At 55.0% G+C, this 13,042-nt stretch carries 9 protein-coding genes and 2 pseudogenes; 8 read left to right on the forward strand and 3 right to left on the reverse strand.

The genetic code is table 11. The annotated features are described in order from the left end of the window. Nucleotides 1-1,001 precede the first annotated feature (1,001 nt). Genes PGX04_RS35025 through PGX04_RS10165 form a run of 4 tightly spaced genes read left to right on the forward strand, consistent with a single transcriptional unit; the run spans nucleotide 1,002 to nucleotide 3,953 of the window. Nucleotides 1,002-1,406, forward strand: coding sequence for a DUF8112 family protein (locus PGX04_RS35025; protein ID WP_465263803.1), 405 nt, complete (start codon nucleotides 1,002-1,004; stop codon nucleotides 1,404-1,406). Then, a complete protein-coding gene (locus tag PGX04_RS10155) occupies nucleotides 1,403-2,281 on the forward strand; it encodes a hypothetical protein (RefSeq protein WP_273738386.1) in 879 nt (292 codons plus the stop codon). The genes PGX04_RS35025 and PGX04_RS10155 overlap by 4 nt, the downstream gene beginning before the upstream one ends. Continuing rightward, nucleotides 2,278-3,063, forward strand: a complete 786-nt coding sequence (locus PGX04_RS10160; protein ID WP_273738387.1) for a DUF8168 family protein — start codon at nucleotides 2,278-2,280, stop codon at nucleotides 3,061-3,063. Before PGX04_RS10155 ends, PGX04_RS10160 begins: the two co-directional genes overlap by 4 nt. Beyond that, complete coding sequence (locus tag PGX04_RS10165; RefSeq protein ID WP_273738388.1) at nucleotides 3,060-3,953, forward strand: hypothetical protein; 894 nt, start codon at nucleotides 3,060-3,062, stop codon at nucleotides 3,951-3,953. The genes PGX04_RS10160 and PGX04_RS10165 overlap by 4 nt, the downstream gene beginning before the upstream one ends. Nucleotides 3,954-4,125: 172 nt before the next feature. On the opposite strand, the gene PGX04_RS10170 is transcribed toward PGX04_RS10165, so the two are convergent. Then, entirely contained in the window at nucleotides 4,126-5,262 is a 1,137-nt protein-coding gene (locus tag PGX04_RS10170; protein ID WP_273738389.1) for a glycosyltransferase family 4 protein, read from the reverse strand. A gap of 104 nt (nucleotides 5,263-5,366) precedes the next feature. Between PGX04_RS10170 and PGX04_RS10175 the strand changes: the two genes are divergently transcribed. The 3 genes and pseudogenes from PGX04_RS10175 to PGX04_RS10185 all read left to right on the forward strand — a co-directional run. Beyond that, entirely contained in the window at nucleotides 5,367-6,632 is a 1,266-nt protein-coding gene (locus PGX04_RS10175; protein ID WP_273738390.1) for a sulfatase, read from the forward strand. 2 nt (nucleotides 6,633-6,634) lie between these two features. Next, complete coding sequence (locus PGX04_RS10180; RefSeq protein WP_273738391.1) at nucleotides 6,635-7,714, forward strand: glycosyltransferase family 4 protein; 1,080 nt, start codon at nucleotides 6,635-6,637, stop codon at nucleotides 7,712-7,714. 171 nt (nucleotides 7,715-7,885) lie between these two features. Then, nucleotides 7,886-8,253 (forward strand): annotated as a pseudogene (locus PGX04_RS10185) (transposase domain-containing protein); the annotation flags it as partial. A 299-nt stretch (nucleotides 8,254-8,552) separates the two neighbouring features. On the opposite strand, the gene PGX04_RS10190 reads toward PGX04_RS10185, so the two are convergent. Continuing rightward, nucleotides 8,553-9,431: an alkaline phosphatase family protein gene (locus PGX04_RS10190; protein WP_273738392.1), complete on the reverse strand. Its 879-nt coding sequence runs from the start codon at nucleotides 9,429-9,431 to the stop codon at nucleotides 8,553-8,555. 417 nt (nucleotides 9,432-9,848) lie between these two features. Between PGX04_RS10190 and PGX04_RS10195 the strand changes: the two are divergent. Next, nucleotides 9,849-10,577: pseudogene (locus tag PGX04_RS10195) on the forward strand (IS1595 family transposase); the annotation flags it as partial. Between the two features lie 201 nt (nucleotides 10,578-10,778). On the opposite strand, the gene PGX04_RS10200 reads toward PGX04_RS10195, so the two are convergent. Further along, complete coding sequence (locus PGX04_RS10200; protein ID WP_273738393.1) at nucleotides 10,779-12,554, reverse strand: hypothetical protein; 1,776 nt, start codon at nucleotides 12,552-12,554, stop codon at nucleotides 10,779-10,781. Nucleotides 12,555-13,042: the final 488 nt, after the last annotated feature.

Here is a 13,042-nt window from a genome sequence, read left to right on the forward strand (position 1 = left end):
GGTAGCGGGTGCTGGGCGCCAGCGACGGGGTGGGGCGCCGCGGTGGGTCCGCAGGCAGTCGAGTCACGGCTCGACACCAGTGGCGGACGCGCGGCTCTGTCTCGAGCAGTCGATCGCGCCTCAAGCGAGTCGCTCTCTGCGGGAGCAGCAAAAGCGGTCCTGAGACGGCTCGTCGGCCAGCGACCAGGGGTACGGCCCTCCCAGCCCGCGCTACGATTGATGGAACAGCCGCACTACCGACGTGCGCAAAATTTGGACTGCGAAGTTGTGCGCGGCTCTATCCCCATGGCACATCTGACCGTTGCCCTCTAGGTGTGGGTCACGGGCCAGCTGGTGGGGGATCCCATGGCTGAACCAGTACGGGGGATACACGCTGATCTGTCCCCGGGTCCGCTTGCCGCGGCGTGGCTCGCTTAGATGCGGTGGTAGTCTTCGCGGGGATCTTCGACGAACTCGTAGAGCCCACGAGCGATCTTTTGGATCCAACCAGCATCGTTCAAACGTCGTAAATAGTATTCGACATTTGGTTTCTCTAGACCAGTTTCATCGATTATGTAGCGCGGATTTGCGCGTCCCCACGGTTTCTCTGTCTTTCGACTCTCTTTGAACACCTCCAATACCCGCTCACAATCCTCCGACGGCTCGAAATCCTCGTTCGGCATTAATATGTCTTGCATAGGGCATCACATTAGAAAGATAATTCGGTCTGTTACACTACCATGCTATCATGTTCTGCATTATGCAAAGCATAGTACTTATTATGGATGCCGTTGTAGACAGGAGTAAGAAGCGCGGAACGGCTACGGAACCTCTGTGGCCCGGTGCTGATACACCGGACCGCGCTTCTGAGGAGACAGAAGCAATGTCCACTACGAATCCACGACATAAAGAAGATAGCACTAACGAAAGAAATGAGCACGACTGGTGTGATGGTCTCGCTGGGAACCGTCTACCCTGTTTCGCGTGCTTTGACTCAGCACGCCAATCGGAGGCTGGGAACGATGTCCGGTGATGACAGCTGTCAGCACCGGTCGACAATAGATGATTCCCTCGACGATTGGCCTGTTGTGATCGCGACACCGGAAGAAGCCTTAGCCGGCCATCCAGTTGGACCACGCTCTAATGGTGCCATCTGCATCGGCTGTGGTGAGACACTGCACGAGGCCGACATCGTGTTCGCGTACGCGTATCGCTGTGCTGAGTCCGCAGTATGGGCCGTCTCCCGACTATATTGTCTTGAGTGCGCACCCACTAGGATCCGATCACCGACGCTCGGCGCAACGGAGGTGCTCGTTGGGGGACGCCTTGGGACGATCACGCTGCCCACGTCGCGGACGCATCGTCTGTGTCTCACCGAACTGGCGCTCCGGGCGTTCAGTCCAGCACAGGAAGGGTGCGCACCATGACCGACGCACTATCAGTGGCCGACCTGACGGACGTTTACGTCCGTCTCGATTGTGACCTGCTGGTCGTGGGGGACTCAATCCTGACCGATCGTCACCACGCCTCAAACGGCAACTATGACGCTGATGATCCGCAGAACCAGATCGGCGGCATTATCCCAGCGTATCCGCTTTCGGGCTGGTTGCGTCACGGGATGGAGAAGGTTGTCCAGCAACACGGGCACACGGCCTGTCACCCTGGCGAGTCCACCGCGAACTTCATGAAAGCGGATGTGTATGATCGCGACCTCGAGGCCGGGTACCACGAGAAGGGGGCCTGTGTCGACGACACGAAGGTCGACGACGGCTGTGTAATCTTCGACCTGTTCGGCGGCTTCGAAGGGATTCCCGGCAAACTGATGCGCCGCCCGATTAAGTTCTCGCCGGTCCGCGCGAGCGTGGACTACACTCACGGGCAGGCCGAAGGCCACTACCGTCGGCTCAACCGCAACGTCGTGAGCCGAAATCCTGAGGATCATCGCGAGCCCTTGCGGAATAGTGGCATCGATGCGGTCGCGAACCTCGACGGCTGCTGGCATCTCTCGTTTCGGGAGCCAAACCCTGCGTTTCTCGGCCTGCTCGCGGAAGCAATCGACTTTCTCAAGCGGAACAACACTGAATTCATGCACCAGCTCGGCGGGTCCCGCAACTTCGGTGCGGGGATCGTCTACTGTGATCTCATCAACCCACTCTATGAGGATCGCGAACTGGATCGCGTGTTCGACCGGGGCAAGGGTTCGACGACCGCGATGGACGAAAAAGACAAGCGATGGGCTGAGAACCACCGGCCCGAGATCGAGGATGCACTTGCCGCCCGAGTCGGTAGTGATCACGAATGAGCGAGGACGCACACCTCACTGATGTCGAGGCGACTGCCGACACCCCCGAAGACGAGATGGTCGCTGCGTACCGTCACGACACTCACAAGTTCACGGGTGACCCCCACGAGTACGCACCCGAAACGTTTGCTGGCGTCTCGGTGAACCAGCCGGTACCGTACGGCGCGGACGGCGATGCGGCAGCACTGAGCCGCCCGAGTAGCCAGCCCGAGCAGACGGTCGCTACCCATGGAACCCACTACCGACTGTCGCTGTTGACCGGCGAGAGTCGGTACGACCCCAACGAGTTCACACGAGCGGACGTCGAGGACACCATGCGCTGCCTGCTGACAGAAGATGATCCCGAAACCATCCACCACACGTGGCTCGACAGCGATGTCGCGAGCGCGTTCAACGAGAGCGTCTACTACCCATACACAAGCCTGAAATACCACACACTGCTCGTGGCAGCGCTGCTCGACAACTACTGCGACGGCCACGAGTTCGCCGATCTCCACTTGGTCGTGGATCCGGTTGAAAAGATTGTGCCCCATCGAACGGTCTACGCGGACGAGCGCTTCACGCTCCGCATTGACGGAGATCCTCACAGGCGGCCGTCCGCGCGACTGGGCGCCCGGCCGCGGCGGTCATGGGCGGCGACGTGGACCCGGCTGCCGGCGCACCCGCTTGACGTTGCGCACGATAAGTACGACATGGTGCTGGACGCGAATCTGCGCCGGATTAGGGCATGGTCTACGGCTCTGCAGTATCTCGAGGAGTTTCAGGGGGCGTTCGATCGATGACTCAGATTCAGCAGGTGCACTGGGAGTTGGAGATGGATCACATCGGCCATCCATACTACGTGAGCGGGAACGCCATCCTGCATGCGCTTGACCAGTATCTCTCATCCGATGTCACTCAACAGCTCCACGCAAGCCACGGCGTCTTCGTCCCCGGCCAGTTTGGGACCTTCCCCGAAGAACACTCGCAGACCGGAGCGCAGCCACATCTTGGGAGCGGCCTTCCGGCCGTCGAGTCCTATGACGATCTGTTCCTGCTGCGGCAGGTATCGCACTCGTGGCTGCTCGATTCCCAGCCTCGAGATGCGCTGAACACGCACGATATCCGGGTCCAGAGCGGCCAGCCGGCACTGGCCCATGAAACGATCATGGGAAAACCCACCGACGCCCGGAACCAGCACCAGACGACGAAATGGTATATCACCGCCTACCTCCATGCCGACCGGGATAACGTCCTCCCACTCGCCGAACACGTCCTCGATGGCCTCCAGTTCGGCGGGCAGCGCAACTACGGCTACGGCGTCACGCGACTGAAAGACACCCAGGTCATAGACGTGGAGACGCTGGATTACTCGCGGCTGGACGACAGTGAGGAATACCTCCTCGAACTCGTGACCCCAGTCGTGCTGGAGTCGGCGTATCCGAACGCCCACGACCAGGACGACCCGTGGTGGTGGCGAGAAGACCGCGTCGACCTTCGAGAACGCGAAGAACAGTTCCTGGCACAGGGAGTGGCGTACCGCCTCCAAACGATCGATCACGGACAGGTGGTGCGGTACGAGGGCGATCAACCGGTGGAGACCGCGAAGAACGGCATCCGCCGGATTGGCACCCATTCGAAGTACGGATTCGGCGAGCTGCGCGTGAAACCGGTCGCCTCATGCACTGCTTAGGATCTGAGCCACGAAGGACAGACAAATTCACCGCATAGTGGAAGTACATCGATAATGAATGAAGAAATCGTACTAATACCAAAATTGCTTGTTCGGCGACGGTTTCCCAGTCGAACGTTTGGGCTCGAGTCTTCGAATCCATGCTCGGAGTTTATTCTGTCAGTTCGGGAACCTACCAATTACCGTTGATAGCACACTGGTAGTGCTGCTCTGCTTCCGCGGCAATAGCATCCCAGTCGTAGCGCTGGGCTCGAGCCGTGGGCTCCGTGTTCGGCCGCTCACCACTGAGGGCTCGCTCAAGCACTGCAGCGAGGTCGTCAGCGGTCGGGGACGCGAGGAAACCCGCGTCACCGATGACCTCGGAAGCGGCGGACTCGGGATGCTTCGCTGCGATAACGGTACAGTCGGCCGCCATCGCCTCCGCGAACGTGATCCCGAAGCCCTCCCGCGTCGACGGCGAGGCGAAGACGTCCACCGCGCGCATGTGTGCGAGGACGTCGTCGTACTCCTCTAAAAATCCGAGCATCGTCACGCGGTCGGCGTGCTCGAGGGTTTGGGCTTGTTTCTCGAGGCGATCGCGTTCCGGGCCATCGCCAATCACGCCCAGGGTCGCGTCGGGTGCGGCGTCCGCGACGCGATCGAAGGCCTCGAGCAGCCAGTCGACGTGTTTGTCCTCGATAAGGCGGCCGGCATAGAGGACGTCGAACCCGTCGGCCGCGGGCGGGGTGGATTCGATCCGATCGACGTCGATCCCGTTCGGCACGACCTCGATCTCGTCTCGAGTCGGGCCGAGCTTGGTGAGGCGGTCGGCGGTGACGCCCGAGACAGCGATCGGATAGTGGGGAGTTCGGGCGGTGAGTCGTTCGATGCCCTTGCCGAAGGGAGCGAGCCGATCGAGGTACTCGTCCCAGTAGTCGAGCCAGACCTCGTGCCAGGTTGTAATTAGTGGCGTGTCGGTTCCGAGAGTGGTGAGCTTCGAGGCGAGGACGGGGAAGTACGGAAAGAGGGAGGCGACGACGACGTTGTGGTCGTCGACGTTCCGCCGGAGATGCGGAAGCAGCCGGGTAGAGAAGTCGATCGCTTCCGTGATCGAGCGGCGTTCGTCGGCGTATAGCTCTTCAGCAGGTGCGACCCCGTACAGGGTGAGGCCCTTGTACTCCATCACCTGTGGGCCGTCCCAGAAGTGGCGGCCGTAGACGGTGATGTCGTGGCCCTCGGCCGCAAGGCGGATGCCGATTTCGTGGATGCGCTTTTCCGCACCGCCTTTCACGAAGGGGAACACAACGTTCGTCACGAAACCGATGTCCATCAATGACAGGTAGGCGAACGAGTGCTAATGACCTTACGATATGATTTCGGCGTTTTGTCTCGAAGTCTAAAATTATAACACCCTCCCACCAGTTCTCACGAGTAATGAGTATAGAACTGGACAACGTGATCTTGCTTTCGGCGGACGCCCTCCGGGCGGATCATCTCTCCTGTTATGGCTATCATCGGGATACCTCACCCGTGTTAGATAAACTCGCCGAAGAGTCGATTCGGTTTACCCAAGCCTATAGTGCGAGTTCTCACACCCGCGAAGCAGTCCCGGCATTACTCACTGGCGAGTATCCCGATGTCGCCATCGATGCGAATTATCGGCTTGTAGCGGACACGATCGCGTCCCGACTCTCGGAGGCAGGGTTCAAGACTGGTGGCTTTCACTCGAACCCGTTCGTCTCGAGGGCCTACGGCTTCGACCAGGGATTCGACGAATTTGACGATGACCTCCACTTCGGGCAACACAAGCTTGTTGCGCTGGCCCAGCGCGCACTGGACAAGCTGCGGAATCGCCATTACGCGCGCGCCGAGGAGATCAACGACCGGTCGCTCTCCTGGATCGATTCGCTGGACACCGAGGAGTCGTTCTTCCTCTGGAACCACTATATGGACACGCACGGCCCGTACGAACCGCCGGGCGAGTACCAGCGACTGTACCACGACGGGACGGTATCGGATAGCGAGGCGCAGTCGCTCTACCAGCGCGCGATCAAGGACCCGGATTCGATTACGGATGAAGAGCGCCAATTGTTGATTGACCTGTACGACGCCGAAATCAGGTATAACGACGAACGGATCGGAGAATTTCTGGCGGCGCTTCGAAAGCGGGATCTGCTCGAGGATTCGCTGCTGATTGTTACGGCGGATCATGGCGACGCCTTTGGGGAACACGACTATTACGAGCACCCGCGATACTTACACGACGAGATCACGCATGTGCCGCTGTTCGTTCGGCTGCCAGACAGCGCCGATGAGACAGTGGTCACGCCCGCGAGCACGCTGGACGTCGCCGCCACGATCGCGGAACTGGTTGGGTCCGGCGAGGAATACGAGGGGAAATCGTTGTTCGATGTCGATTGCGAAGACCGCATCGTCTTCATGCAGGCCCGCGGCGAAAACGAGGACAGTCATCTTCGCCGGTACGCGCTGCGGACGCAGGCTGGAGCCTGTTTCTGCGAACGCGACCGGGAGACGGGCGCGCTCGAATTTTCTGAGTGTTCATCCCGATCGCTCCAGAGCAAGCTGAATGCCCACGTCGACACTCGAGTCCGACGGGAGAACGGCGAAACTGGTTCCGAAGAGGAGGAGAAAGTCAACCAAGAGGTTGAACGTCGTCTTGATGCACTCGGTTACAAGTAATTATGAAGATCGGAATTAACGCTCGCACGTTTGCAGTTGACGAGCCAGGAGGTGCTGTACAGGTATCAATAAACCATACAAAGCATCTTATAGACCGTTCAGATACAGATGTTGTTCTATTTGGGCACGAATCGCTTGCTTCTTTGTTTTCGAATAGTGAGATCGATAGTTCGCTCTATCTCCCAAACTCGCAAGTCTATGGGCTACTTTGGGAGCGGACTGCTCTGCCATATCTGATCAAGAAACATGATCTCGATGTATTATATTGCCCGAATGGGAATGCACCAGTAACCAGCGTCGCATGTCCGGTTGTTATGTGTATTCATGATGTTAATGCGCTCAAAGGGTGGTCGAATGGAATTCATCAAGTTTATAGGCGGATCGCAGTCCCACGTGGAGCGAAGGTCGCAGATAGGATCGTAACTGTCTCTGAGTTTTCAAAGCACGAGATCACAAAAAAGATTGATATCTCTTCAGAAAGAGTCGAAGTTGTCTATAATGGTATCGACCCACTATTCTTTTCTAGTGATTCTGGAGAGGAGTTAATGCTTCCGGATGATTATATTCTATTTGTTGGCTCTATGAATCCAAGGAAGAATATTCAAGGAGTTATTAGTGCATTTGAGGAAGTGAAGCAAACTGAATGTATACCTCACAAACTGGTTATCATCGGACCCGATAATAAATCTATATTTAAGAACATAGAAATAGAGAAAGAAGACCATATTGTTATGCCTGGGTTTGTTACAGATAAACAATTGAAATACGCGTATGAGAATGCGGATGTGTTCGTATACCCTTCACTGTATGAGGGGTTCGGTCTTCCACCATTAGAAGCAATGGCATGTGGGACACCAGTAATTGCATCTAATAGAACTTCTCTTCCTGAAATCCTAGATGATGCTGCAGTACTTGTACCTCCAAGAAAAATCTCAGATATCGCATCTACTATTGCTACTATCACTACAGATGTAGAATATCATTCAAAGTTAGCAAAGAAAGGGAAAAATCATGCAGAGAAATACACATGGGAAAATTCAAATGATGATCTTCTTAAGGTCATGAGGCAAACTTTTAGCTAAAAATCTTAGCTTTGCCGTTAGCTTCAACTGTTGAGTGAACGAAGAGGTGGTCGATCTCGTTCAGGAGGTCACGCGCTCATTGGTATCTCGAACCCATGAGAGGAGGTTGTAGATGGCACTGTCTAGTGGCTAGTTTGAGAAGTGAGCAGGTCGTGAAGTTGAGTTGGGTTAATGCTTGCAGACCTGCTCAGCGAGAGCTACGACGCGGATTTAGAAGACACGTGGGAGAACGAGCGGACGGCGACGCACCAGGGTGTTCGCCGTCCGCCTCCATGAACGGATTATTCTCTTCGAGAAATAGCAACTATCCTTGCAGAGCTAGGCGTTGAACGCTTTCACGGAGTGGTCTGGGACGGGGTACATCAGCTGGCTGACAGCGAACACGACCCGGTGACGGCATCGCCGTCGCGGGTCACTGTCGACGCGAGATCACTGTCAAGATCACCGATGAACAGTCTTGGTTGTACGCTGTAATAGATGTCGAGTCAAGGTTGATTCTCGATGTTGCGTTGTTTAGTCGACATGGCACTGATCCGGCGGTGAACGTTTGCTCGTGAGAGTCGGCGAACGATTGCCACCAGTTGCGGATCGCGGGGCGGCTGCGGTCGACACCAAACCAGCCGAGCACATCGCGAATTTCGGCGAATGAGGTGGCTGAGGCATGCAATGCGCACGCCAGCCAGCCTGATCCGGCTGGCGTGCGCTCCCCATCTAAAAACGGTACAGTACTGGCGTCCGCATCAGCCAACCAGAGTTCTTCGATCATGCAACTGTTATTACGGAGGAACTCAACCCACTTCAGCTGGCTAAGTTAACAGTGCCCAACCCGATCGTCGTATCACACTTTATATCCGAGTTTCTCTAGACGATCATCAACTGTTTCGGATAGGCGTCCGTCCTGCCTGTCATTAGTTTCTTCGGCAACGATGTCCTTTCGCGTATCGCTTTCAACTACCAGCCAAGGAACTTTTATCAACTCAGAAACATATAAATTTTTGTAATGTCCCCATTCTCGAATAGGTATCGGCCCAATACGATCGCCAAGTAATTCTCCGTGATCTGCAGTGACAACTGTCTTTCCAGTAAAAGATCCAACTAACCGTTTCACTTCGGGTAAAACACGCTCTATGTTTTCACGGTATGCCTTCTGAATGGTTTCTTCTGATACATCATTTTGATAGAAATCAGACAGGATTCCGTGTTGGTCTTCATACGGTGGTAAATGTTTATCTGCTGTTGGACCGACATAAGGTGTGTGTGGAGGTAAGAAGTGAATTATAAACCTCTTATCTTTGTGGGATTTTTCTAGCTCCAATGCATCATCAGCCAGTTTTTGAGGGGTATTATACTCTCGGTACTCAAGTTGGTGAAAACCGGCATTGAGATCGTCACGTAGCTTTTCGTACCAGGCATTTGTTGTGAGACAGATTGTGTCATTAAGTCCAGCATCTTGGAAGTTCCCGCGAAGGAATTCCTCTGTCGTACCTGCGCGCGACTGGACAACAGATAGATTTCCCGGCAGAGTATCAGCGTACTTTTCAAAGATATCGTATCTACATGCATCTAGTATTATGAGATTATCCCAATCCTGTTCTAAAATATCAATTCCTTCAGAGTAATATGATTTTTTAGAACTATAATATCGGCGGTTAAGCTCCCGAAACGCTACGTGTGGGTTCCGAAGACCTTTAATGACTTCTTCAGCCGTGTATCTCACATTCTCAGTAAAATAAGAAGAATAATAAAAATGTACTCATATTCTATTGTCGAGCTTAAACCGTAAATAGAGTAGAGGGATCCATTGAATCACTGGTATATGTTTAGCCCGATCTGATTTCGGTCCTGTCTCATAGAAGCTTAGACAAACGTGATATGACCAGACAGCACAGATTGAATACGGCCCTCAGGGATGGGCTCCGCGACGGAGCCTATCCCGTCATCTCTGCTGTCACTACTGGTTGGTGGAGTCTATGAACGGAGGCGATTTCACCAAACAAGAACTCGAACAGAAAATCACTCGATCACATCGATAGACTTACGATCTCGTCCAGTAGGCGCTAAATCTGTGTATACGATGCCCGGATGACCTTCGGAACAATAGTGACGGTGAGTTGTCTCGCAGACATGATTGATGCACCTCGCCGCAGGGGAGGTGCTTCTCGCATTCACACTCTACATGGATACACTGCTCAGTATCAACCAGATCGCGCCACTGCTCGGACGGGCGTACAGAATGGTCTACTACGCCATTTGAGAGGTGGAGGTCGCGATCCATCGCGGCTTCCCTGTTGTCTGGGGGTTCCTCGGACAGGCGGTCGGGCTGATACAGGTCGACGAGTCCGGCGAGGTGTGTTCGGGGTACAAAGGTCAAGATCCGCCGCGAGACAGCCGTCGTCGTGGCGGATCGTCTTGATCAGGGCCGGTCACGGTGGCGAGGTCGTCATGCTGATCAACTGCCGCTCGTCGCGGCGTGCCGCGACTTGCTTCAAGTCATTCGCGGCCAGTCAGGGATCGACTACAGCGGCGGTCTCGAACCAGTAATCCTGGAAGCTACAGACCTATCTGTGGGGTTAGGAGAGGTCTGGACCGATGGCCTACAAGCGTATCGAAAGATGGGCTTCGATCACCGGACGGTCGTTCACAAGCAGCGGTACGTGTCCACTGAGGGCGTCCACATCAATCAGGCTGAGTGTCTGTTCTCGCTCGTCAAACCGTGGCTACGGAAGTTTCGTGGCCTGTCCAACCAGGGTTGGAACAGGCCGCTCACACCTTCTGCATCAATGGCTCGCTCAACCTCGCCGGCAAATCCGTCGAGACCACCATCGACTGCCTCGTTATCGAGGCTTTCCGCGGCTTTGAATAAGAGCGTCGAAAGAAATAGTATCGCCGTTTAACTGCAGAAGTACCAGAAAAGAGCGTCTCTCAAACTCTAACCTCAACCCTCAAAGTTTCTTTGGTAATGAACATTTCAATATTTTATCGATTGCTGATTCTGGACATCTCGACCAATATTCCCGACCAGTACCAAGTCCTCTAGGACGGGAGTGTGGCCGGCTCGCTCTAATCAGAAACTGCCATCGGCATCGTAGATTTCGGTGGTGTCAGTCGAGTAGATCCGATTCCACTCCTGTCCATACTGTGCGTGGATTTCTTCGGGGACGCCATACTGATGTTGGCTTCGTGTCGGGATAAAGTCATAAAACGAATCCTGCCAAATGAGGTAGAGGCCACTGTCGGGTTCAATCTCACCGGCGAACGGATACTCTCCACGGATGGGCGTAATATCGTCGTCATACCGATAGCCGCGATAATAGAACCCCTCTGTATCGGACGCGCTTACGGTCCCGTCGTCGATAAACTCGTAGGTCTGTAACTGGTGTTCGTCCGTGTACACCTGACGGTTACCATAGAGTCCGGCAGAGTCTTCGACAGCAAAGAAATACGCCGGATACAGCGAAACCGATACAAAAATGAACAAGACGACGATGAAAGCCACACTCGAAACGCCAACGCGGCGGATCCGATCTGGCAGGTTCGCGACGCCGACTCGCTGCAGGCAACAGAGGGCGGCGATCGCTACGAGCGGGACAGCTGAAATCGCCAACCGTGGCGACCCACCCCAGAATCCCAGCCCGAGAAACGGGAAAAAGCGCGTCATGAAAATCGCCAGCCCCCACGCGGACAACATGATTTCGAGTGGGTAGATCCTGGCCAACTCCCGAGGATGAAGTGAGTGAGTGACTATCCGGGAGCGATAGATCACTACCCCAGCGAACAGCAACGAGAAGAATCCTACCGCTGCGATGGGGGAATACTGGTGGCGGACTGGATACGCGAGCTGGCTAACGCGCTCGAGGAACGACCCACTCTCGTGGTAGGTAAGCCGACTGACGAGGAAGGGGTCAGGGTTGCTTGGGCCACCAACACCGCCGATGATGTGGTTGATAAATGCCCGGCGAAAATAAACCTCACCCACAGTCACATAGTACCAGAGCAGAAGCACGCCAAAGAGAACCAAGAGAACGCTGACGTACCGAAGTTGATTGCCATCGAAATAAAGTGGTCGGAGTGGTGGATGGTCGTGCGTTGACAGGTAATAATAGGCTGCAAAGGCGAGCGTGACGCCACAGATGATGGCGATATGGATCGTCGAAAGTTGGTGGGAGACCAACAGGCCCAAAAAGGCCACAGTAAAGACCACGCCCGCGCGTTTGTGCTGGGTCGATATCAAGAAATATAAGAGGCAGAAATACGTCAAAAACTTGAGGGAGAAGCCAGCCGTAATATGATGGTATGGAGGGTACGTCGCAAAGACAGTATACGCCACCAACAGTGTGGGCGGGACCAACGCATACGTCACCGTCAGCCCGGCACGCCGACCCAGAATATATACACATAGGAGCGCACTCAGTTTTAGAGCGTGTGGTTGGAAGGCGGCGACATCGAAAAGCGGGATGTCGAGGACATGGACAAGGATCGCCCCGTGGAATTGATTGCCGGGAAAGAGATTCGAGTTCGGATCAACAATCAGTGTGTCAAACTGCCAACCATGTTCGAGGATAAACTTCGTCGTGCCAAGATAGGACCAGACGTCAATTCCAGGAACACCGGGCGCATAGATCGTCGGCAGCGCAAGCACAAGATAGACGAACGCGAGCATTCCAAGCCCGATACCGGCCGGAGGTCGGATCAGGCCGATATAGGAGACGGTAGCGATGATCAACACGGCAAGCAAACTCAGTTGGGCGTACGTGGATCCGAACCCCAATCGGCCGGCCAGAACGGCCACTGATCCAAGGAAAAGTATCACCGCGGTCATCGCTTTCACAGCGATATCCATACTACTCGCACCTCACCCAGACCGCCCGATTTTCTGTCGGCCAGAGTGGATGATCCAACACATGTAGGCGGCCATGTAAAGGACAATAAACAAGACGGCGGCCGCGCCGTTCGCCCCCGTTGGGACAGAAAGCGAGCCCGCAGTATTCACTGGATACGGCGTCAGAAGGACGACCGCAGTACATGCCACGGCTGTCACAGCCGTAGTGTCAAGTAATTTTCTCTTAGACACGCCTTTCCACCCGTTTGCTTCTGCCGACTGCATAATAAGTGTTGCCAACACTACTCCGTTGAATTTGGCCCGATACTCTCGGCATCAGTGGAAACAAACTCATTGCTCTATTGAAAATGCGGTACGGCGGTAGGATCATAGTTTTCCAGCGGTCGTTTTGATGTTGTGAAGCGCGAATATCAGGATGACTTCACGGAACTGTCGGTACCAGAACCGTAAACGCAAGGCGTAGGATTCACAGAAGATTTAGGTGTACT

The organism is Natrinema soli, from assembly GCF_028618695.1.

Bases quoted from the DNA above. Each gene is read 5' to 3' on its own strand.
- PGX04_RS10175 (WP_273738390.1), top strand. From the start codon at position 5,367: ATGAGTATAGAACTGGACAACGTGATCTTGCTTTCGGCGGACGCCCTC.
- PGX04_RS10155 (WP_273738386.1), top strand. From the start codon at position 1,403: ATGACCGACGCACTATCAGTGGCCGACCTGACGGACGTTTACGTCCGT.
- PGX04_RS10160 (WP_273738387.1), top strand. From the start codon at position 2,278: ATGAGCGAGGACGCACACCTCACTGATGTCGAGGCGACTGCCGACACC.
- PGX04_RS10165 (WP_273738388.1), top strand. From the start codon at position 3,060: ATGACTCAGATTCAGCAGGTGCACTGGGAGTTGGAGATGGATCACATC.
- PGX04_RS10170 (WP_273738389.1), bottom strand. From the start codon at position 5,262: ATGGACATCGGTTTCGTGACGAACGTTGTGTTCCCCTTCGTGAAAGGC.
- PGX04_RS10200 (WP_273738393.1), bottom strand. From the start codon at position 12,554: ATGGATATCGCTGTGAAAGCGATGACCGCGGTGATACTTTTCCTTGGA.
- PGX04_RS35025 (WP_465263803.1), top strand. From the start codon at position 1,002: ATGTCCGGTGATGACAGCTGTCAGCACCGGTCGACAATAGATGATTCC.
- PGX04_RS10180 (WP_273738391.1), top strand. From the start codon at position 6,635: ATGAAGATCGGAATTAACGCTCGCACGTTTGCAGTTGACGAGCCAGGA.